Source organism: Nocardioides jiangsuensis (genome assembly GCF_019679455.1).
Taxonomy (GTDB): Bacteria; Actinomycetota; Actinomycetes; order Propionibacteriales; family Nocardioidaceae; genus Nocardioides_C; species Nocardioides_C jiangsuensis.
Map to the genome: position 1 here is coordinate 1,219,329 of NZ_JAIEZQ010000001.1, position 20,647 is coordinate 1,239,975.

22 protein-coding genes and 2 tRNA genes are annotated in these 20,647 nt (G+C 71.5%); 15 read left to right on the forward strand and 9 right to left on the reverse strand.

Annotated elements, in window-relative coordinates; all coding sequences use genetic code 11:
• Nucleotides 1-5 precede the first annotated feature (5 nt).
• Together K1X13_RS05660 and K1X13_RS05665 are read right to left on the reverse strand one after the other, a co-directional pair.
• Nucleotides 6-1,580 (reverse strand): bifunctional phosphatase PAP2/diacylglycerol kinase family protein, encoded by a 1,575-nt coding sequence (locus tag K1X13_RS05660; protein ID WP_221024002.1) that lies wholly within the window; start codon nt 1,578-1,580, stop codon nt 6-8.
• A gap of 36 nt (nt 1,581-1,616) precedes the next feature.
• Nucleotides 1,617-3,080, reverse strand: a complete 1,464-nt coding sequence (locus K1X13_RS05665; protein WP_221024003.1) for a wax ester/triacylglycerol synthase family O-acyltransferase — start codon at nt 3,078-3,080, stop codon at nt 1,617-1,619.
• Between the two features lie 187 nt (nt 3,081-3,267).
• On the opposite strand from K1X13_RS05665, the gene serS reads away from it, so the two are divergent.
• The 8 genes from serS (at nt 3,268) to K1X13_RS05705 (ending at nt 10,762) form a co-directional block, all read left to right on the forward strand.
• Entirely contained in the window at nt 3,268-4,545 is a 1,278-nt protein-coding gene (serS, locus tag K1X13_RS05670; protein ID WP_221024004.1) for a serine--tRNA ligase, read from the forward strand.
• 49 nt (nt 4,546-4,594) lie between these two features.
• Nucleotides 4,595-5,395: an HAD family hydrolase gene (locus tag K1X13_RS05675; protein ID WP_372450683.1), complete on the forward strand. Its 801-nt coding sequence runs from the start codon at nt 4,595-4,597 to the stop codon at nt 5,393-5,395.
• On the forward strand, nt 5,395-6,183 hold the full coding sequence (locus K1X13_RS05680; RefSeq protein WP_221024005.1) for a Cof-type HAD-IIB family hydrolase: 789 nt from the start codon (nt 5,395-5,397) through the stop codon (nt 6,181-6,183). The genes K1X13_RS05675 and K1X13_RS05680 overlap by 1 nt, the downstream gene beginning before the upstream one ends.
• Nucleotides 6,184-6,662: 479 nt before the next feature.
• Nucleotides 6,663-6,938, forward strand: coding sequence for an Rv0250c family protein (locus tag K1X13_RS05685; protein WP_221024006.1), 276 nt, complete (start codon nt 6,663-6,665; stop codon nt 6,936-6,938).
• A gap of 14 nt (nt 6,939-6,952) precedes the next feature.
• Nucleotides 6,953-7,741, forward strand: a complete 789-nt coding sequence (sdhC, locus tag K1X13_RS05690) for a succinate dehydrogenase subunit SdhC (protein WP_221024007.1) — start codon at nt 6,953-6,955, stop codon at nt 7,739-7,741.
• Between the two features lie 40 nt (nt 7,742-7,781).
• A complete protein-coding gene (locus K1X13_RS05695) occupies nt 7,782-9,647 on the forward strand; it encodes a fumarate reductase/succinate dehydrogenase flavoprotein subunit (protein ID WP_225914526.1) in 1,866 nt (621 codons plus the stop codon).
• A 40-nt stretch (nt 9,648-9,687) separates the two neighbouring features.
• Complete coding sequence (locus K1X13_RS05700) at nt 9,688-10,461, forward strand: succinate dehydrogenase/fumarate reductase iron-sulfur subunit (RefSeq protein WP_221024008.1); 774 nt, start codon at nt 9,688-9,690, stop codon at nt 10,459-10,461.
• 13 nt (nt 10,462-10,474) lie between these two features.
• Nucleotides 10,475-10,762, forward strand: a complete 288-nt coding sequence (locus K1X13_RS05705) for a 4a-hydroxytetrahydrobiopterin dehydratase (RefSeq protein ID WP_221024009.1) — start codon at nt 10,475-10,477, stop codon at nt 10,760-10,762.
• 16 nt (nt 10,763-10,778) lie between these two features.
• On the opposite strand, the gene K1X13_RS05710 is transcribed toward K1X13_RS05705, so the two are convergent.
• The 4 genes from K1X13_RS05710 to mobA form a co-directional block, all read right to left on the reverse strand.
• Entirely contained in the window at nt 10,779-11,378 is a 600-nt protein-coding gene (locus K1X13_RS05710; protein WP_308249410.1) for a bacterial proteasome activator family protein, read from the reverse strand.
• Between the two features lie 9 nt (nt 11,379-11,387).
• Nucleotides 11,388-12,365, reverse strand: coding sequence for an NAD(P)H-quinone oxidoreductase (locus tag K1X13_RS05715; protein ID WP_221024010.1), 978 nt, complete (start codon nt 12,363-12,365; stop codon nt 11,388-11,390).
• 33 nt (nt 12,366-12,398) lie between these two features.
• Complete coding sequence (locus K1X13_RS05720; protein WP_221024011.1) at nt 12,399-12,686, reverse strand: DUF6457 domain-containing protein; 288 nt, start codon at nt 12,684-12,686, stop codon at nt 12,399-12,401.
• Nucleotides 12,687-12,808: 122 nt separating this feature from the next.
• Nucleotides 12,809-13,405 carry a molybdenum cofactor guanylyltransferase gene (gene mobA, locus K1X13_RS05725; RefSeq protein ID WP_308249411.1) on the reverse strand — a complete coding sequence of 199 codons (597 nt, stop codon included), beginning with the start codon at nt 13,403-13,405 and terminating at the stop codon, nt 12,809-12,811.
• 37 nt (nt 13,406-13,442) lie between these two features.
• On the opposite strand from mobA, the gene K1X13_RS05730 reads away from it, so the two are divergent.
• The 4 genes from K1X13_RS05730 to K1X13_RS05745 all read left to right on the forward strand — a co-directional run bounded on the left by K1X13_RS05730 (nt 13,443) and on the right by K1X13_RS05745 (nt 15,991).
• Nucleotides 13,443-14,234 carry a carbon-nitrogen hydrolase family protein gene (locus K1X13_RS05730; RefSeq protein ID WP_308249412.1) on the forward strand — a complete coding sequence of 264 codons (792 nt, stop codon included), beginning with the start codon at nt 13,443-13,445 and terminating at the stop codon, nt 14,232-14,234.
• 78 nt (nt 14,235-14,312) lie between these two features.
• Nucleotides 14,313-15,533 (forward strand): hypothetical protein, encoded by a 1,221-nt coding sequence (locus tag K1X13_RS05735; protein WP_221024013.1) that lies wholly within the window; start codon nt 14,313-14,315, stop codon nt 15,531-15,533.
• An 83-nt stretch (nt 15,534-15,616) separates the two neighbouring features.
• Nucleotides 15,617-15,850: a biotin/lipoyl-binding carrier protein gene (locus tag K1X13_RS05740; protein WP_221024014.1), complete on the forward strand. Its 234-nt coding sequence runs from the start codon at nt 15,617-15,619 to the stop codon at nt 15,848-15,850.
• A gap of 49 nt (nt 15,851-15,899) precedes the next feature.
• Nucleotides 15,900-15,991, forward strand: a tRNA-Ser gene (locus K1X13_RS05745).
• A 114-nt stretch (nt 15,992-16,105) separates the two neighbouring features.
• On the opposite strand, the gene K1X13_RS05750 is transcribed toward K1X13_RS05745, so the two are convergent.
• The gene (locus K1X13_RS05750; protein WP_308249413.1) at nt 16,106-16,465 is read right to left on the reverse strand and encodes a hypothetical protein; all 360 of its coding nucleotides are present in this window, start codon (nt 16,463-16,465) and stop codon (nt 16,106-16,108) included.
• A gap of 129 nt (nt 16,466-16,594) precedes the next feature.
• Here K1X13_RS05750 and K1X13_RS05755 point away from each other — a divergent pair, with 129 nt between their 5' ends.
• The gene (locus K1X13_RS05755; RefSeq protein ID WP_221024016.1) at nt 16,595-17,047 is read left to right on the forward strand and encodes a hypothetical protein; all 453 of its coding nucleotides are present in this window, start codon (nt 16,595-16,597) and stop codon (nt 17,045-17,047) included.
• Nucleotides 17,048-17,104: 57 nt separating this feature from the next.
• Nucleotides 17,105-17,195 (forward strand) — tRNA-Ser (locus K1X13_RS05760).
• A gap of 15 nt (nt 17,196-17,210) precedes the next feature.
• Here the strand turns inward: K1X13_RS05760 and K1X13_RS05765 are convergent.
• Nucleotides 17,211-18,785: a metallophosphoesterase gene (locus K1X13_RS05765; RefSeq protein ID WP_221024017.1), complete on the reverse strand. Its 1,575-nt coding sequence runs from the start codon at nt 18,783-18,785 to the stop codon at nt 17,211-17,213.
• 436 nt (nt 18,786-19,221) lie between these two features.
• On the opposite strand from K1X13_RS05765, the gene K1X13_RS05770 reads away from it, so the two are divergent.
• The gene (locus tag K1X13_RS05770; protein ID WP_221024018.1) at nt 19,222-19,395 is read left to right on the forward strand and encodes a hypothetical protein; all 174 of its coding nucleotides are present in this window, start codon (nt 19,222-19,224) and stop codon (nt 19,393-19,395) included.
• 196 nt (nt 19,396-19,591) lie between these two features.
• On the opposite strand, the gene K1X13_RS05775 is transcribed toward K1X13_RS05770, so the two are convergent.
• A complete protein-coding gene (locus K1X13_RS05775; protein WP_221024019.1) occupies nt 19,592-20,644 on the reverse strand; it encodes a phospholipase D-like domain-containing protein in 1,053 nt (350 codons plus the stop codon).
• Nucleotides 20,645-20,647 lie beyond the last annotated feature (3 nt).

Here is a 20,647-nt window from a genome sequence, read left to right on the forward strand (position 1 = left end):
CCGGGTCAGCGAGGGACGCGCACCAGCAGCCGGCCGTGCACGCACTCGGCGCGCATCTCCTTGCCGGGGCCGATCGGGTCGCCGTCGAGCTGGCGCGGGATCTCGTGCGCGGTGCGCAGGACGACCTTCTTGCCGGTCATCCGGTTCAGCGCGTCGTCGGTGCGCTTGCCCTTGCTCATCACCCGCCACACCAGCGGCAGCCAGCTCAGGAACCGGCGGGGGGAGACCAGCACCACATCGAGCACGCCGTCGTCGATCGCGGCGTCGGGGAGCAGCGGGATGCCCGCGGTCAGGTAGCCGACGTTGCCGATCACGACCGTGCGCGCCCGGTGCCGCGTGAACGGTCCGTCGTCCATGGAGATCTCCACGCGCATCGCGGGGTAGCGCAGATGCTTGAAGCCGGCCACGAAGTAGGCCAGCCAGCCGATCCGCGCCTTGATCTCGTCGTTGGCGCCCTCCATGATCGCGGCGTCGAAGCCCATGCCGGCCATCACCATGAAGTGCTCGTCGGGGCCGAGGCCGTCGCCCTCCACTGCGACCAGGTCGATCGCCCGGTCCTGGCCGTTGAGCGCGACGTCGATCGCGGCCTGGAGGTAGAGCGGGATGCCGAGGTTGCGGGCCAGCAGGTTGCCGGTGCCGGCCGGGACGACCCCGACCGGGACGCCGGTGCCGGCCAGCTCCGCGCAGACCGTGCGCACGGTCCCGTCGCCGCCGCAGACCAGCACCAGGTCCGCGCCGCCGATCGCGGCCTGCTCGGCCATCGAGCGGCCCGGGTCCTCGACGGTGGTCTCGCGCCAGGTGATGTCGGTCCAGCCGGCGTCGGTGGCGACCTGGTTCACGAGGGTCTTGAACGCCTCGACGTTGTCGACCTTGATCGGGTTGAGCACGACGGCCAGCCGCTTCGACGTGGGGACCGGGCTGCTGAACTCCTCGACCACGCGGGAGCGGGGAGCCGGGTCGTAGAAGACCATGGCGCCGAACAGCCACAGGAACCCGACGGCGTACCCGGCGACGACGTCGGAGAAGTTGTGCACCCCGAGGAAGATCCGGTCCAGGCCGACGATGATGAACAGCAGCGTCCACAGGCCGGTCAGCCCGCGGCGCAGCGAGCGGCGGCGCACGAAGATCAGCGTGAGCACGACCGCGACGCCCATCGCCGACGCGATCCCCGAGGCGTGGCCGGACGGGAAGGAGAAGCTGTCGAGCGTGTGTACCGGGTCGTTCCACACCGGCCGGTTCCGCTGGAACCAGGGCTTGAGGAAGTAGATCGTCAGCGACGCCCCGAGCATCACCACGGCCACCCAGACGCCCGCCCGGAGGTGGCGGCGGACCAGCAGCAGCACCACCACGGCGACGCTGACGATCGTCATCGGGACGGTGCCGAAGGCGACCTCGACGGCGTGGAGGACGTCGTACGCGAGGGGGTTCTCCGAGGTCCAGGCATGAGGGGTGCGCCCGAAGTCGCGGTCGAGCGCGAAGAGCGGCCGGTACTTCAGCTTGACCATCACCGCCAGCGTGGAGAGGACGGCCAGGCACAGGAGCGCCCAGCCGAGCAGGCGGGTGCGGGTACGGTCGAGCACGGTTCTCCACGTCGTTCAGGGGGTGCGGGGGCGTCGTCAAGTATGACGGCTTGCCCCGTTGTGCCCGGACACGGCGTGTGCCATTCGTCGCACGTCCTCGATCTCGTCGTGGAAGGCCTCCACGAGGCGTTCCGGGTCGGGCAGAAGCCCGGCGTCGACCTTGAACCCGACCCGCACGGTGCCGGCGTAGGTGAAGATCGAGACGCCCACCGTCTGCCGCCCCGACCCGGGAACCCAGCCGAGCAGGCCGCTGATCGGGGTACCGGCGAGGTACCGCGGCATGGTCGGGCCCGGCACGTTGGTGGTCACGCCGATCGCCTTGTCGGCGAAGAAGTCGACCAGGAAGCGCTCGAGCTCCGGGCCGGTCCGGCCGATCGCCTTGATCAGCCCGAAGGTGAGCACCACCTCGGGGGAGTCCTTGATCACGTCCATCCGGCGTTTGGTCTCGGCGATGCGGGCCAGCGGCTCACGGGTCCCGGTCGGCAGCCGGAACAGCACGAGCGCGAACTGGTTGCCCAGCTCGGCCGGCAGGGGCCGGTCCAGCGGGCGCACGTTGACCGGGACCATCGTGGAGACGTCCACCCGCTCGCCGCCGTGCTCGGCCATGTACGTCGACAGCGCCCCCGCCACCGCCGCGACCAGGACGTCGTTCACGGTCGCGCCGCACGCCCGCCCGACCTCCATCACGTCGTCGAGCGGGAACGGCGCGGACCAGACCACCCGCTTCTCCGGGGAGGGCGCGCCGCTGAACGGGGTGTGCGGCCGCGGCCCGAGCAGCAGCTTGTCTGCGACCGCACCGGTGAGCCTGGCCCGGGTGAACGCGTCGCCGAGCAGGTGCGGGTCGAACAGCCGGGGGACCTCCCGCAGGGCGGCGGCCGCGCCGGCCAGGGCCGTGCCGGTCACGGCGCCCGCGGCGCTCCCGGCGGCGCCGGCCATCCGCAGCGCCCCCTCGAGCACCCCGAACGGCGCCTCGTCCCCCGGTCCGCGGGTAGTCGCGCCCGGTGCGGGGCGGGCGCCGTGGTGGCGGGGTCCCTCGGGCGTGGGGTCGGTCATCGAGAGCAGTACCCGGGTCAGCGCGACCCCGTCGGCGAGGGCGTGGTGCAGCCGGCAGAAGAGCACCGACCCGTCGCCGTAGCCGTCGACGAGGTGCAGCTCCCAGAGCGGGTGGTCCCGGTCCAGCGGGACGGGCACCCGCTCCTCGACGTACCGCTGCAGGTCGGCGTCGTCGCCGCGGTCCAGGGTCACCCGGACCAGGTGTCGCTCGAGGTCGAAGTCAGGGTCGTCCTCCCAGTGCGGCGTCCCGACGTGGGCGAGCGGCATCACCGGGCGCTGCGTGAACACCGGGTACCGGTCCAGCAGCCGCTCGCGGACGACCGCGACCACCCGGTCCCAGTCCGCCGGCCCGGCGAGGAACACCAGCGTGTCGATGACCATCAGGTTGTCGGGCCGGTCCATGTTCAGCCAGATGGTGTCCACCGGCCCGATCGGCCGTCGCGCCATGACGGTCCTCCTCCCACCCTCACCCGCAGGCTCGCACCTCGCGCGGCGTGGCGGCAGGGGCGCAGGTCCCGGGTCGGCCCGCCGTACGGCGCCCGCTCCTCCCGTCGTGGGGCGGCAGCCAGGACGTGAGCCGTTCATGTTCCTCGTCATGGGAAAAGGGTGTGAACCAGACCGATATCCTTGCCGGGTGATCGATCCGCGACTCCTCCGAGACGACCCTGACCGTGTGCGTGCAGGACAGGCCAAGCGCGGCCTCTCCGCGGACGTGGTCGACCACGCCCTGGCTGCCGACGAGCAGCGGCGGTCCTCCATCGCGGAGTACGAGCGGCTCCGGGCGGAGCAGAAGCAGCTCGGCAAGCAGATCCCGCAGGCGCAGGGCGAGGAGAAGCAGGCCCTGCTCGAGCGCACCAAGACCCTCTCCGCCGACGTGAAGAAGGCCGAGGCGGCGCAGGGCGAGGCCGAGCAGACCTACCGCGAGCTGCTGATGGCGATCCCGAACGTGGCCGCCGACGAGGCGCCCGCCGGCGGCGAGGACGATTACGCGGTGCTCGAGGAGGTCGGCACCCCGCGCGACTTCGCCGCGGAGGGCTTCGAGCCAAAGGACCACGTCGAGCTCGGCCGGATCCTCGGCGCGATCGACGTCGAGCGCGGCGCGAAGGTCTCCGGCGCCCGCTTCTACTACCTCACCGGCGTCGGCGCGGACCTGGAGCTCGCGCTGGTCAACATGGCGATGGACCAGGCGCGGGGCGCGGGGTTCACCACGATGATCCCGCCCGCGCTGGTGAAGCCGCGGGCCATGGAGGGCACCGGGTTCCTCGGCCAGGCCGCGGACGACGTGTACCGGATCGAGGGCGACGAGATGTACCTCGTGGGCACCTCGGAGGTCCCGCTGGCGGCGTACCACTCCGACGAGATCCTCGACGGCCGCTCGTTGCCGCTGCGCTACGCCGCGTTCAGCCCCTGCTTCCGCAAGGAGGCAGGCTCCTACGGCAAGGACACACGCGGCATCATCCGGGTGCACTGGTTCGACAAGGTGGAGATGTTCTCCTACACGACCGTCGAGGAGTCCGAGGCCGAGCACCAGCGCCTGCTGGGCTGGGAGAAGGAGTGGCTCGAGAAGCTCGAGCTGGCCTACCGCGTCATCGACACGGCGGCCGGTGACCTAGGCCTGTCGGCGCAGCGCAAGTTCGACTGCGAGGCGTGGATCCCGACCCAGGGCCGCTACCGCGAGCTCACCTCGACCTCGAACTGCACCGACTTCCAGGCCCGCCGGCTCGACATCCGCGGCCGCTTCGAGGACGGCGTGAAGCCGCTGGCCACGCTCAACGGCACGCTCGTGGCGATCCCGCGCACGATCGTGGCGATCCTCGAGACGCACCAGCAGGCGGACGGGTCGGTGCGGGTCCCCGCGGCGCTCCAGCCCTACCTGCAGGGACGCAAGATCCTGGAGCCGGTCGTTGGCTGAGCCGGTGCACTTCTCCGCGGACGGGCACGACCCCGCCTTCTCGCCCCGCCTGGTGGCGCTCGACATCGACGGCACGATCCTGGTCCCCGAGCCGGAGAACGGGTTCAGCGTCGAGGAGACCACCCCGGCCGTCCGGGACGCGATCGACCGGGCCCTCGAGGCCGGCTGCCACGTGGTGCTGGCCAGCGGCCGCGCGCCGCTGAGCATGAGCGTGGTGCTGCGCCACCTCGACATGCCCCGCGACAAGGCCACCAAGGTCCTCGCGGTCGCGTCGAACGGCGCGGTGACCTTCTCCTTCCCGCCGCTGAAGGTGGTCAGCGAGGTCACCTTCGACGCACGGGAGGCGGTGCGCACCGTCCTCGAGCACGTTCCGGAGGCCGCGGTCGCGGTCGAGGAGCACGGCGTCGGCTACCGGGTGAACCGGCACTTCCCCGAGGGCGAGCTCGACGGGGAGATGATCCTGACCCCGATCGAGGAGATGATCGCCAGCGAGGTCAGCCGTGTGATCATCCGCGACCCCGACTCGACGTCGGAGGACTTCGTGACCCTCGCGCACAAGCTCGGGCTCCAGGGCACCAACTACTTCATCGGCTGGACCGCCTGGCTCGACCTCGCGCCGGAGGGCGTCGACAAGGCCAGCGGCCTCGCGGAGGTCGCGGAGCGGCTCGGCGTGGAACCGAAGGACGTGCTCGCGATCGGCGACGGCCGCAACGACATCGAGATGCTGCGGTGGGCCGGCCGCGGCGTGGCGATGGGCCAGGCGCCCGAGGAGGTCAAGGCGATCGCCGACGGGGTCACCGCGACCGTCTGGGACGACGGGGCCGCGCTCGAGATCAGCCGCTGGTTCTGATGGTCAGGCTCGTCGCCACCGACCTCGACGGGACGCTGCTGCACACCGACGGCACGGTCACCGCGCGCACCCGTGAGGTGCTCACCGCGGTCGAGGCGCTCGGGGTCACGGTCGTCTTCGTGACGGGTCGGCCGATCCGCTGGATGGAGGACCTCTGGGAGCACGTCGGCGGGCACGGCCTGGCGATCTGCTCCAACGGCGGGATCGTGTACGACGTCCACGCCCGCGCCGTGCGCACCGCCCGGCCGATCCCCGTCGAGGTCGGCCTGCAGACCGCGGCGATTCTGCGCGACGCCGTCCCCGGGACCACGTTCGCGCTCGAGCGCACCCACGGGTTCGCCAAGGAGCCGGACTTCATGCCGCGGATCCCGCCGCCGGCCGACCTCGCGATCGGGCCGCTGGAGCAGATCCTCGACGACACGGCGGTGAAGTTGCTGGCCCGCCACGAGGACCTGGAGCCGGAGAAGTTCTGGGCCGAGGTGGAGAGCCACGTCGGGCACCTGGTCACCACCACCTGGTCCTCGACCGGGGCGCTGGTCGAGATCAGCGCCGCCGGCGTGAGCAAGGCGAGCACGCTGGAGCTGCTCTGCCTCGAGCGCGGGGTGGACGCCTCGGAGGTGGTGGCGTTCGGGGACATGCCCAACGACCTGCCGATGCTCGCGTGGGTCGGCACGTCGTACGCGATGGCCAACGCCCATCCGACCGTGCAGGAGCTCGCCGACCACGTCGCGCCCTCGAACGAGGAGGACGGCGTCGCCGCGGTCCTCGCCGAGATCTTCGACCTCTGAACCGAGCAGATCCGGGAACCGGAACGGCCCCGGCTGCGTCGGAACCTCATGAGCCTGTCCCGGACCCTCCGGAGCGTCCCAGTGCTCCGGCTCACCACCCCGCTCTGCAGCGGGTCCGGCCCTGCGGAGCCCCAGGACGTCGCACGCGTCGAGAAGCTCGCCGGCGGTCCCGCCCCGTCCGGTGAGAAGCCCGTCGGCGGTCGGCGGGTCGATCCGGGAACCGAGAGCTCGGCATCGGCCCCCACCGCCGGCGGGAACCCCGCGTCGGGCCCCGCGTCGGGCCCCGCGTCGGGCCCTGCGACCCGGCGGGCGTGAAGCCCCGGCGGCGGCCGGTTGGTCCGAGCACCGGGAGCTCGGCGACAGGACCGGCCGCCGGCGGTCACGCGTCCGACAGCCCCGGTTCGCGTGTTCCCCTTCCACAATCGGCCGATCCGCGCCAGACTCGACCATCGGTATGTGATCCACGTCACGGAGGTCATATGTCTTCGCAGGACGCAGTAGGCACGACTCGGGAGGCGCTGACGACGCTCGCCGCGGCGGTGCTCCGGGTCCGCAACGAGTACGGCGACACCCTCGGCGTACGGCGGCTCACGTCGGACGTCGACCGGCTCCAGGCCGACCTCGACGAGCTCGGGACCCCCGCGCCGGGCCACCGGCCCGACGTCGCCCCGCGCGAGCTGCTCGAGATCCCCGACGCCCCCTACGACGAGAGCATGTGGCAGGACGCCCAGTCCGAGGCTCAGCACGCCCCGTGAGGGGCGCACCGCCGATGAGCTCAGGAGTGCGCAGCCCGGGACGGGCCGAGATCCAGGGTCGGACCCTGCGCCAGGACACGTGGTGGCTCCAGCCCCTGGTCACCTTCGTGGTGCTGCTCGCCTTCGTCGTCTACGCGACGTGGCGCGCCTTCGCCGGCGAGCACTACTACGCGTCGCCGTACCTCTCGCCGTTCTACTCGCCGTGCATGGGCGCCCAGTGCGTCGAGGGGTCCGCGGACTTCGGCCGGCCCTTCGACTGGTTCCCGTGGTCGCCGGCGCTGATCATCCTGGTCATCCCGCTCGGGTTCCGGATGACCTGCTACTACTACCGCAAGGCCTACTACCGGGCGTTCTGGCTCTCCCCGCCGGCCTGCGCGGTCGCCGAGCCGCACGGCCGCTACACCGGCGAGCGGCGGTTCCCGCTCATCCTGCAGAACCTGCACCGGTGGTTCCTGATCGTCTCCGCGCTGGTCGCCCTCGTGCTCAGCTACGACGTGGTGCTCGCCTTCCGCGACGCCGACCACGAGTGGGGGCACATGGGCCTCGGCACGCTGGTGCTGCTGGTCAACGTGCTGCTGATCTGGGGCTACACCCTGTCCTGCCACTCCTGCCGCCACCTGATCGGCGGCCGGCTGCGGCACTTCTCCAAGCATCCCGTCCGCTACCGGGCGTGGACCCTGGTCTCGCGGCTCAACGGCCACCACGCGAAGTTCGCCTGGCTGTCGCTGTTCTCGGTCGCGCTCGCCGACCTGTACGTCTACCTGCTCGCCACCGGCGCGATCACCGACCCGAGGTTCTTCTGAGATGACCGGCCCCGACACAGGACCGAGCAGCCGGCACCCCATGACCGGCAACCGGATGGACCCCGGTGACGAGACCGAGCCCTCGTACGGCACCGGCTTCGAGACCCACGCGTACGACGTCGTGGTGATCGGCGCGGGCGGGGCCGGGCTCCGGGCGGCGATCGCCGCCCACGACGCAGGGGCCCGGGTCGCGGTGGTGTGCAAGTCCCTGCTGGGCAAGGCGCACACCGTGATGGCCGAGGGCGGGATCGCCGCCGCGATGGGCAACGTCTACGCCGAGGACGGCTGGCAGGTGCACTTCCGCGACACCATGCGCGGCGGCAAGATGCTCAACAACTGGCGGATGGCCCAGCTGCACGCGCAGGAGGCGCCCGAGCGGGTGATGGAGCTCGAGGAGTGGGGGGCGCTGTTCGACCGGACCCCCGACGGGCTGATCTCCCAACGCGACTTCGGCGGCCACCGCTTCGCCCGGCTCGCCCACGTCGGCGACCGCACCGGCCTGGAGATGATCCGCACCCTGCAGCAGCGGACCGTCGCGCTCGGGATCGACGTGTTCATGGAGTGCACGGTCACCGAGATCTTCACCGACCGCTCCGGGCCGGCCCCGACGGTGACCGGCGCCTTCGGCTACTGGCGCGAGACGGGCCGGTTCGTGGTGTTCGAGGCGCCCTCGGTGGTGCTCGCCACCGGCGGGATCGGGAAGTCCTACCAGGTGACCTCGAACTCCTGGGAGTACACCGGCGACGGGCACGCGCTCGCGCTGCGGGCCGGGGCCAGCCTGATCAACATGGAGTTCGTGCAGTTCCACCCGACCGGGATGGTCTGGCCGCCGTCGGTGCGCGGGATCCTCGTCACCGAGTCGGTGCGCGGCGACGGCGGCGTGCTGCGCAACTCCGAGGGCGAGCGGTTCATGTTCGACTACATCCCGGAGTACTTCAAGGCCGAGACCGCCGACACGGTCGAGGAAGCCGAGGGCTGGTACGCCGACAAGAAGAACAACCGGCGCCCGCCCGAGCTGCTGCCGCGCGACGAGGTGGCGCGCGCCATCAACTCCGAGATCAAGGCCGGCCGCGGGTCACCGCACGGCGGGGTCTTCCTCGACATCGCCTCCCGCCGCGACGCCGACTTCATCCGGCGCCGGCTGCCGTCGATGTACCACCAGTTCAAGGAGCTCGCCGACGTCGACATCACCGCCGAGCCGATGGAGGTCGGCCCGACCTGCCACTACGTGATGGGCGGGGTCGAGGTCGACGCGGACACCGAGCGCAGCAAGGTGGTCGGGCTGTACGCCGCGGGCGAGGTGGCCGGCGGCATGCACGGCTCCAACCGGCTCGGTGGCAACTCGCTGTCGGACCTGCTGGTGTTCGGCCGCCGCGCCGGCCACAACGCCGCCTACCACGCGTACGGCGCCGCGCAGGACCGTCCACGGATACGCGACGAGGAGGTCCGCGCCGCGGCCGACGCCGCCCTGGCGCCGTTCCGGCTCGAGGAGGACGGTGGCGCGGAGAACCCGTACACCGTGCAGAAGGACCTTCAGGACGTGATGCAGCGGCTCGTCGGGATCATCCGCAAGGCCGACGAGCTGACCGAGTCGCTCGCGGAGATCGGCCGGCTCAAGGAACGCGCCCGGCACCTGCTCGTCGAGGGCCACCGGCAGTACAACCCCGGCTGGCACCTCGCGCTCGACCTCGCCAACATGCTGCTGGTGTCCGAGTGCGTGGCGACCGCGGCGCTCGCGCGCGAGGAGTCCCGGGGAGGCCACACGCGCGACGACTTCCCGGGTCCCGACCCGGAGTGGGGCGCCCGGAACCTGGTGCTGACGCTCGAGGGCGACGCCGTACGCCTGGAGCAGCAGCCGCTGCCGGTGATGCCCGACCAGCTCAAGACGCTGTTCGAGGACGCGTGAGCGTGACGGAGCCGGGCGGCCGGCGGGACGGGGATGCGTGATGGGGTACGACCTTCACCTGCGGGTCTGGCGCGGTGACGCGGCCGGAGGGGACCTCGGCGACTACACGGTCCAGGTCGAGGAGGGCGAGGTGGTGCTCGACGCGATCCACCGGCTCCAGGCGACCCAGACCGGCGACCTCGCCGTCCGGTGGAACTGCAAGGCCGGCAAGTGCGGCTCGTGCAGCGCGGAGGTCAACGGCCGGCCGCGGCTGATGTGCATGACGCGGCTCGCGGACTTCGACCCCGCCGAGACGGTCACGGTCACCCCGATGCGCGGCTTCCCGGTGATCCGCGACCTGGTGACCGACGTGTCGTTCAACTACGCGAAGGCGCAGGAGGTGCCGGCGTTCGCGCCGACCCCGCGGGACGCCGACGGCAAGCGCCGGATGATGCAGGAGGACGTCGAGCGCGGCCAGGAGTTCCGCAAGTGCATCGAGTGCTTCCTGTGCCAGGACACCTGCCACGTGGTCCGCGACCACGAGGAGAACAAGGAGGCCTTCGCCGGTCCCCGGTTCTTCCTCAGGTACGCCGAGCTCGACATGCACCCGCTGGACACCCACGACCGCCGGCAGCTCGCCCAGGACGCCGCCGGGCTCGGGATGTGCAACATCACCAAGTGCTGCACCGAGGTGTGCCCCGAGGGCATCAAGATCACCGACAACGCGATCATCCCGATGAAGGAGCGCGTGGTGGACCGCAAGTACGACCCGGTGGTGTGGTTGGGGTCGAAGATCTTCCGCCGCGACCGGCGCGACGAGGTCGAGCGGGGCTAGGGGGTACGGCGCCATGGCAGAGCTGCTCACGCAGGAGGAGATCGACCGCGCGCTCGCGGGGGAGCTGACGCACTGGACCCAGCAGGGCGACACGATCACCCGCTCGGTGAAGGCGCCCACGTTCATGGACGGGATCCACTTCGTGCAGCGGGTGGCGGAGGTCGCCGAGGACCTCGACCACCACCCCGACATCGACATCCGGTGGCGGACGGTCACCTTCACCCTCACGACGCACGCCGCGCACGGGCTGACCGCGCGGGACCTCCGGCTCGCGGGGGACATCGACCGCCTGGTCGACTAGCCCCACCGCGTCCCCGTCAGAGGTACATGCCCCCGCCGCGGCCCTGGTGCTCGTCGGGCCGGCCGGCCTGCGTCTCGGCCGCGCGCTCGGCGGCCTGCTGCGCGGCCTGGACCGCCTCCTCGGGGATCATCCCCGGCGGCAGCGCCCGGCGCATCTGCTCGAGCTGGGCCCGGGCCGCCACCTGCTGGGCGTAGATCGCGGTCTGGATGCCGTGGAAGAGCCCCTCGAGCCACCCCACGAGCTGGGCCTGCGCGATCCGCAGCTCCGCCTCGGACGGCGTCTCGTTCGTGAAGGGGAGCGCGAGCCGCTCCAGCTCCTCGACCAGCTCGGGCGCGAGCCCCTGCTCGAGCTCCTTGATCGAGGACTCGTGGATCTCCTTGAGCCGCTGGCGGCTGGCCTCGTCGAGCGGCGCCGCCTTCACCTCCTCGAGGAGCTGGCGGATCATGCTGCCGATCCGCATCACCTTGGCCGGCTGCTCCACCAGGTCGGTGATGTGGCGCTCGCCGTCCTCGCCCTCCGAGCCGGGCTGGCCGGTCACGGACATCCCGTCGGGGCCGATGATGACGACCTTCGGGTCGTCGTCGTTCCCGTTGGTCTCGGGGCTCTGGTCAGTCATGCCTTCACCTTACGTAGTGAGAACGATCTTGCCGGTGTGCTGTCCGCTCTCCATCAGGCGGTGCGCCTCGGCCGCCTGCTCGAGCGGGAAGGAGGTGTGCACCAGCGTCCGCACGCTGCCGTCCGAGACCAGCGGCCACACGTGCTCGACCACCGACGCGCAGATCGCGGCCTTCTCCTCGACCGGCCGCGAGCGCAGCGACGTGGCGATCACCGCGCCGCGCTTGACGAGCAGCTTGCCGATGTTCAGCTCCGCCTTGGACCCGCCCTGCATGCCGATGATCACCAGGCGGCCCTGGGTGGCCAGCGCCGAGACGTTGCGGTCGAGGTACTTCGCCCCCATGTTGTCGAGGATGACGTCGGCGCCGCGGCCGTCGGTGGCGGCCCGGACCTCCTCGACGAAGTCCTGGTCGCGGTAGCTCACGGCCACGTCGGCGCCGAGCGAGCGGCACAGCTCCAGCTTCTCATCCGACCCCGCGGTGGTGACCACCGTCGAGCCGAGCGCCTTGGCGAGCTGGATCGCGACGCTGCCGATGCCGCCGGCGCCGCCGTGCACGAGCAGGGTCTCGCCGGGCTGGAGCCCGGCCACCATGAACACGTTGGACCACACGGTGCAGGCCACCTCGGGCAGCGCGCCGGCGGTCACCAGGTCGACGCCCTTGGGGACGGGCATCAGCTGCCCGGCCGGTACGGCGACCTTCTCGGCGTACCCGCCTCCGGCGAGCAGCGCGCAGACCTCGTCGCCGACGGCCCAGTCCGTCACGTCGGGGGCCACCGCGCTCACCACGCCGGAGCACTCGAGGCCGAGCACGTCGGAGGCGCCGGGCGGCGGCGGGTAGTGCCCCTGTCGCTGCAGGGTGTCGGCGCGGTTCACCGCGGTCGCGGTCACGTCGAGGACGACCTCGCCGGGCCCCGGCTCGGGGTCGGGCAGGTCGGTGACGGTGAGGACCTCGGGCCCTCCGGGTGCGGAGGCGATGACGGCGCGCATGAGCCCCAGGCTATTGCGCCGCGACAAGCGGGGTCACTCGGTGCCGACGAGGTCGTCCTCGTTGAAGTCGTCGGGGCTCACGTCCTCGCCGCCCCACTTCTCGGCCAGCGCCTGGGCACGGCCGGCCAGCTCCTCGACGTCGGCGACGCTCCCGCCGCGCAGCCCGGCGGCGTAGCCGACCAGGAACGTGGTGATGGGGGCGGCCGGACGCTCGACGGAGTGCGCGGCGTCGCGGGCCAGGTCCAGGATCAGTCCCTCGTCGACCTCGGCGTCCACCTCGAGGGCGTCGCAGAGCTCGTCGATCCAGTCGTGCAGAGTCACGGTTCCCAGAGTTCTACGTGGACCGGGTTCTCGCAACCCCTGGGCGGATTCTCGCCGACTTGGACCGATCCGTCCGACCGACTGGACGGGCGGATCGCCCGAAATGACCAGCCTCCGACCCATCAGCCGCGCAGGTCGCGCAGGTCGTCCCAGGTGTCGACGTCCCGCGCCTCCTCGCCGACGGCGTCCACCGAGGCCAGGCGCAGCGGCAGGAGCAGCCGGCGCATCGGCAGGCCGTGCTCGTCCTCGTGCCGCGGGGGACGGGCGGACGTGAGGCCGTCGTACCGGTAGACCGCGGCGAGGTACTGCCGGTGGCCGTCCGGGTCGACCAGCACCGCCCCGTCCGCGTCCGGCTCGGCGCGTACGGCGTCCACCAGGCGGGCCAGCGTCGCCGGCGTCACGCGGGGCATGTCCACCGCGAGCACGCACACCAGGTCCGCTCGGCGGCCCAGCGCGTCCAGGCCCGCGAGGAGTCCGGCGGCCGGACCACCGCCGACGGGGTCCTCCCGGGTCCACGTGACCGGCCGTGACGTCGGCACCCGCGGGCCCACCACGACGACCTCGTCCGAGGCGATGGTGGCCCGGAGGGCGTGCTCCAGCAGGGTCTCCCCGCCGATCTCGATGCCGGCCTTGTCCGCGCCACCGAGCCGCACTCCGCCGCCGCCGGTGAGGAGGACGCATGCCAGGCGGGGGGAGGAGGGGGACTCGGGGCTGCTCACGCTCGCAGTCTCGCACCTCGGGTGGCAGGCTGGCCGGGTGCGCACCCTCACCGTGACCCTCGTGCAGAAGGCCTCCGGCCTGGACCCGGCCGAGAACCTCGCCGCCCTCGACGACGTCGTGGCCGAGGCCTTCTCCGGGTCCTCGCCGCGTCCCGACCTCGTCGTGCTCCCCGAGGTGTTCATGCGCGACTTCGGCAAGCCCGGGTCGGAGATCGGCGCCTTCGCCGAGGACCTCGACGGCCCGTTCGTGCGGCGGCTGCGGCAGAAGGCCCAGGAGTATGACGTCACGCTCGTCGCCGGGATGTTCGAGCGCAGCGAGGACCCCGCCCGTCCGTACAACACGCTCGTGGTCGTCGACGGGGGCGGCCTCCGGGCGACGTACCGGAAGATCCATCTCTACGACTCCTTCGGCTACAAGGAGTCCGACCGGCTGCTCGCCGGCGCCCTCGAACCGGTCACCGTCGACCTCGACGGGATCCGCCTCGGGCTGATGACCTGCTACGACCTGCGCTTCCCCGAGCTCGCCCGGGCGCTCGTCACCGCGGGCGCCGAGCTGCTCGTCGTGCCCGCCGCGTGGGTGGCCGGGCCCGGCAAGGCCGACCACTGGACCACGCTGGCGCGGGCGCGCGCGATCGAGAACACCGTGTACGTCGCCGCGGCCGGCCAGCCCGGACCGCGCTACACCGGCCACTCGATGGTGGTGTCGCCGCGCGGTGAGGTGCTCACGGCGGCGGGCGAGGAGGAGGCCCTGGTCACCGCGGTGGTGGACGGCGACGAGCTGGAGGCCGCGCGCGCGGAGAACCCGTCGCTGCTCAACCGGCGCCTCTGACGTGGGTCCGGCCGCGTTGGTATCCTCGCGGGGTCAGGTGGGGTCTGACGCCATCGTCGTCGTCGTGAGGGTTTGACCGTGGTGCGTGCTGACCAGAAGCCTGGTCGCCGGCGTGCGGTGCCGGAGCCGAAGCCCCGACGCAGCCGTTCGGACCGGCAGGACCGGACCGGCGTCGACGCCCGGGACCAGCAGGACCCGCAGGAACCTGCCGGCTCCCCGGCCCCCGAGGCCGTTCCCGAGCCGCCGACGCTGATCGCGCCCCAGGTCACCCCCCGCGTCCAGGGCGTCCCTCCCGCGGAGCCGAAGCGGTCCCTGGCCGCCCGGCTCACCGTCAGGGCGATGAAGGGGCTGTGGCTGCTCACCGTCCTCGCCGGTGCCGCGGCGGTCGCCACCCACTGGATACCGGACCTGTCCGTGCCCGACGTCGTCGCGACCGCGGGCGCGGTCACGCTGACCACCGCCTACGCCTTCGGCCTGGCCGCCCGCACCGGTGGCCGGCCGCTGCTCAGCGGCGGGTTGGCCCTCGCACTCGCCCTGGCCGCCGTCCTGTCGCAGGTGCCGATCCTGCTCGCCGGCGCCGCCGTCGGCACCGCCGTGCTCGCCGCCGTGCTCGGCGTGATGTCCACGGTCCCGGCGGCGCGTTTCGTCGGCGTGGTCCGTGAGGTCCTCGTCGCGGTCGCGGTCGCGGTCGTCGGCGGGTTCGCCGCGGAGGCCTACGAGGCCGAGCTGTCTCTCGAGCGCACCGGCTACCTGGTCCTCGGCCTCTCCCTGCTCTGCGCGCTCGGGCTGGTCTACCGGCTCGGCGCCGGTCTGCACGGCCTCGGCAAGCGTGGACTGGTGATGATCGTCGGCGGCGTCGGCCTGCTCACGGTCACCCTCGCCTACACCGAGGCGCTCGGACAGTGGGGCTCCCCGGCGCTGATCGAGGGCATCGAGAGCAGTGTCGACGTGGTCCGCGACACCCTCGGCGCCGTACCGCGGCCGATCGAGGTGCTGCTCGGCTTCCCGGCGCTGGCCTGGGGGATCTCCACCCGCGCCCGTCGGCGCCAGGGCTGGTGGGTCTGCGCGTTCGGTGCGGCCGGCCTCGCCGCGGTGACGGTCTCCATGCTCGACCCCGACGTCTCGGTGCTCGAGTCGGGGCTGACCCTGCTGTACGGCGTCGTGCTGGGGCTGCTCCTCGGGTACGTCGTGATCCGCGCCGACCTGTTCCTCACCGGCCCCCGTGGCCGCCGGGCCCGCCGGCTCGAGGAGGCCCGGGCCCACCGTCCCGAGCCGGGCCGGATGCAGCCCCTGCTGTGAGACGGACGGGCCCGTCCCGCGCGGCCCCGACCGTTCCCCGTCGTACCTGCGGGTAATCGGGCGGCGCGTGTACCGTCCGGCTCATGGCCCGTGACCCGAAGACCGCAGAGATCGTCGCCGAGATGGTGGCCAACGTGATGCGGGTGGTCGTCGCCCCCGGCGACAGGCTCGAGGCCGGCGACACCGTGGTGCTGCTGGAGTCGATGAAGATGGAGATCCCCGTCCTCGTGGAGGCGCCCGGGACCGTCACCGCGGTCAAGGTCGGCGAGGGCGACGTGGTCCAGGAGGGCGACGTCCTGGTCACGCTCGACCTCTGAGCCCGTCCCCTAGACTGCTGCACCGTGCGGGTCCTCGCGGGCTCGTCCAGGAGGGGTGCCGGAGCGGCCGATCGGAACCGCCTTGAAAGCGGTCGCTGGCAGAGATGTCAGCCGCGGGTTCGAATCCCGCCCCCTCTGCCAGGCAGACGCCGGCCCACCGTTCGCGGGAGGGCCGGCGTCACCGCGTTCGCGCGACGGAGCGGGGACGCTTCAGACCCACGGAGGGTCCGGGCGTTCCCCCTGGTCGGCAGTGGGCTACTCCGAGCCGCCGATCTCGAGCGAGACGGTGTCGTAGACCAGGTCGCTGAGCCGCTGCCGGTGGTGCTCGAGGTCGGCGACGAGCCGCTTGAGGTCGCGGCGCACCGGCTCCACGTCCGGCGCCTCGAGCACCGTCGGGCCGAGCACGCCGAGCTTGCGCAGCAGGGCGTCGCGCTCACGGAGCAGGGCGGCCTGGCGTGCGGCGAGCCAGGCGTCCCCGCCACGGCTGTACTCGCGCGCCAGCGCTTCCTTGACGCCTGCCATCCGGTGCCGCACCAGCCATCGCCACATGTGGTGGCGGCGGGGTGAGTCGAGGGCTTGCTGGAGCCCGATGATCGCGTGTTCCAAACCGGTCACGGGAACCACCTCCGGCCACGGGGGAAGATGAGGGGTGGATCTTGAGTGTGACCCCGGCCACAGTCTTGTGACAAGGGCCATGACCCCGCCATTTGGCCGCGGTCGGCGGTATTGGGTCTAATCGACGACGTGGCCTCCGACTATCGATTCTCCCAGCCCCTGATCGCCCGCTTGCTGGGGTTCTTCCTGGCCGGCCTCGGCGTGCTGGTCTTCCTGCTCACCGCCGCGGTCGGGCTGTTCGCGCTGCCCGTGGTCGTGCTGACCGTGGGCGTCGTCCTCGCGGTCGTCGCGGTGTTCGTCGGGGGCGCCCTGCTGACCCGCAACGGCACCGTGGTCCGGCTCGACGACGAGGGCTACCAGGTGCGCTTCGTGCGCGGCGCGGGGGTGAAGCAGGCGCGGTGGAAGGACGTCGAGGACGTGGTCGCCACCACCGTGGCCGACGAGCGGTGCGTGGTGCTCCGGCTGCGCGACGGCCGGACGACGACGATCCCGGTGCGGGCCCTCGCCGGCAGCCCCGACGCCTTCGTCAAGGACCTCCAGGTCCACCTGAACAAGGGGCACGGGTACCGCCGGCTGAACTGAGCCGGGTCCCGATTGGCCCCGGCGAGGCGCGCGCAGGTAGCCTGTGCCTCGCTGTCTGGAGGTGTCGCCTAGTGGCCTATGGCGCCCGCCTGCTAAGCGGGTTGAGGGTTACCCCCTCTCGCGGGTTCAAATCCCGCCACCTCCGCCAGACCCGAACGGCCCCTTACGGAGACTCGTCTCCGGAGGGGTCGTTCGTCGTCTCCGGGCCGGGCAGGGCCTCCGCGGCCTCGTCGCCCAGGTCGAGCTCGGTGTACGGACCCACCACGAAGTCGCCCACGGTGCGCACGGTGACCGGTTGCAGGCCCACCGGCCGTCCCGCCCGGTAGGTCACCAGGGTCACCTGCGCGTCGCGGCGCAGCTTGCTGCCGATGGCCACCGCGTACGCCGCGCCGCCGGTGGTGCCGTTCGTGTAGGTGTAGCCGGCCCTGCCGTTCTCACCGACCACCCGGGTCGGCCCGAGCTGCGCGTGGATGTGCCCGCCGACGACGAGGTCGACGCAGCCGCGCGCGAGGGCGTCGCGGCCGGTGTTCGCGTCGTGCACCAGGAGGGTGGAGACCCGCTCCCCGTCCTCGTCGTACGCGCAGGCATCGTCGGCCACCCGCTCGGCGTGATCGCCGAAGGACAGCCCGACCTCGTCGCGCCAGCTGCCGAGCCCGCTGCTGCGCGGGTCGTCGGAGCCCAGGAGCCGGATGTCGTCGGGACCGTCGACGAGCTCGCCCTCGAACGTGGTGAAGCCGAGGTCGTCGAGGTAGGTGGGCACGAAGTCGCCGTTGTCGTGGTTGCCGGCGACGGCGAAGAGATGGTCGTAGTCACGGAACGCCTGGTGGAGCGAGTCCAGGCTGAACGCCTCCCACGGGCTGCCGGTCGAGGTGTCGTCCCCGGCGTCGAGGAGCATGGTCGCGCCACCCTGGTCGGCGATCGCGCGGGCGACGGCATCCATACCGATGTTGTCGTGCCGGTCGCTGACGAGCAGCGCCACGGTCTCGTCGTCGCCGGGCCGGTGCAGCTGGTCGGCGAGCTCGGGGGTGGCGGCCACGACCTTCTCGTAGAAGGCGACGCTACGGCGGTAGCTGTCGAAGGCGCTCTCGGCGAGCCGCTTGGTGCCGGTGGTCATCAGGCCGCTCTCGATCTCGAGCCGCTCGGCCTCCTCGGGCACGGGCACGTCCGGCAGCTCGTCGGCGACCGAGACCCAGTCCTCGCCCTGCAGCCGGGACTCGTCTCCGCGCCGGCTCCAGGGCTGGAGCACCGCGACGGCGACCACGACGCCGGCCAGGCCGACGTACCCGACCCGGCGGGGGGTGAGGTGGTGGAACAGCTCCTCGCGACGGCGCCGGCCGAGGGCGACCAGGGCGGCGGGGCCGAGGAGGCCGATCAGGGCGCCGGTGACCGCACTGTCCACGGCCATCGCGGAGAGCGCGGAGCGGAGCTTGGCGATCTCGCCCTCGGGCTGGCTGCCGATCACCGCGTAGCGCTGGATCAGTGCCTCGTAGCTGCTGAGGTTGGTCTTTCCGAGCCGGACATCGGCGCCGAGCGCATAGCCGGTGGGGTAGCGCAGGTTCGGCAGGTACGGGCCGAGGTCGAGCGTGGCGTACCCGTCGAACGTGGGGGAGACGACCGCGTCGTGGCTGGCGATGTTGGTCGACTCGGAGCTGTTGGCGAAGGCGAGCAGGCTCACCGGGACCGCGAGAAACGCCCAGGCCAGGCCGAGGATCAGGATCCGTCCGAGTCGTTGCCGCATCCACAGCAGGATAGGTGTTGCAAGTTTGTGCAACCTGGGCGGCTCATGCGGGGTGGCCTGACCGGGTTCCTCATGATCTGTCCCGGCATGGCCTTGTCATCTGCGAAAACCGGGCTGAATGGGTGGTTGCACCGCCGGTTTGGGTGCGTAAGTATGTGGCGTCGGATCAAGCCTCTTTGTCCGCGTCGAGATCGAGTCTCTGGGGCTCGACACCGCTCCCTGCCCTGCCGTGCGGGTGGCTTGCGCTGCAGCTGCGGCATGCGCCGAGACATTGTCCTCCCCCGCACTGGGTTTCGCAGGAAAACGCCGGTTCTGCAGAAAAATGCAGTGCACACTCATGAGGGTTCGTTTGGTGGCCGAAGTGGCGTGCGTGCCTGACACTAGATACAGGCCACAGTCCTCGTGGCTCCGCACCAACTACCCAAGAGGTTGACCGATGAAGAAGACGCGGTTCGCAGCCAGGATCATTGCAGGCGCTCTGGCCTCGGCTGTCATCCTGACCGGATCGCTTGCCGGTCCTGCTCAGGCTAAGAACGACACCGGCTGGCCGACGGGCGCCAAGAGCGGTGACACCTCGGTCCTGAAGGACACGGGCTGGCCGACCGGCTGACCGTGACGTGTAGCGCTCGATCTCGGGCGAGCGGCACAAAGATGCGCCGGCCAAGGCCGTGCGCCACATAGTTTGAGACAGGGACGACGGAGTCATCCCCCCCGACTCCTCGATCCCAGTGCCATCCCCCCGGCCTGTCTCAACCTCGCGAGGGCAGACATGTATTGCACATGATCTGCCCTCGCTTATTTATGCCCTATGTGTCGCTGGACGCATTCTCTTCGGCAGCCTCGGACTCGACGCCTGCCGTCGGGTCTACGGCATCTGCGTCGGTAGCGGCAGCGCCCATGGCGTGCCCGAGCTGGAAGCGTGTCTGCACGCCGTACTCGTCCTTGAGGGCCGCGATGTACCCGGCGTAGGTGCGTGTGCTGACTCCGAGGCGCTTGGCGCTGGCCGGGTCGCTGTGACCCTCGACGAGGAGACGGATGGTCATCGCGCGGACATCCGAGGCGATGCTCCGCTCGTTCTTGGCGTCATGAGCCGTGAATGGGCGTGCCCGCTCCCATGAGCGTTCGAAGATGTCGACCAGGTAGTCGATCAGGGACCGATCGTGGATCGCGATCGCGACGTGGTCGCCGGCTGCCCCAGGGATGATCGCGACGTAGCGGTCGACGACGATGAGCCGGTTGAAGAATTCGTCGAGGGTGCGCACCTCGGCACCGTGCTGGGTGACCTCTCCGACGTACTCACGCGTCGCGGGGCTCTGGCGCGCAGAGTGCTGGTAGAGCGTGCGCATCTTGATACCGCGGTTCAGGGCCTGGATGTCCCGGTTGACCGCCAGAGCCAGCTGCGGAGCCGGACGTCGGCCGTGCGGCTGGGCGGTCAGCAGCTCCTTGCGGCAGTCGCTGACTGCGGCCTGGATGTAGCTGTTGATGTTGGCGAAGCCCCGGACCTCGGTGATGGGCCGAGAGGACAGATGCGGGGACTTTCGGTACGTCTGACCGAGGTTCGTAAAGACGCCTGCCCATCGGGCTGACTCGGTGAGGAGGTCCGCACCCTGCTGTCCGAGGGGGACCACCACCCGTGACTGCACCTCAGCAGGGTCAACGGGGTAATACTGAGTCGCTTCATCGTCGAAGCGAAGCAAGCCGATATCGATCAGAAGCTCGAGGGCCGGACGAAGTTCCGACCCCTCTTGCAGCCTGGGATCTTCGGCGTCGAGGTGCCCGTGAGCCACTGCGTTGGCATAGATACGGCTCGCGTGCGTCTCCAAGAGCTCTCGCTCCTCAGGGCCGTACCGTGCAGCCACGCA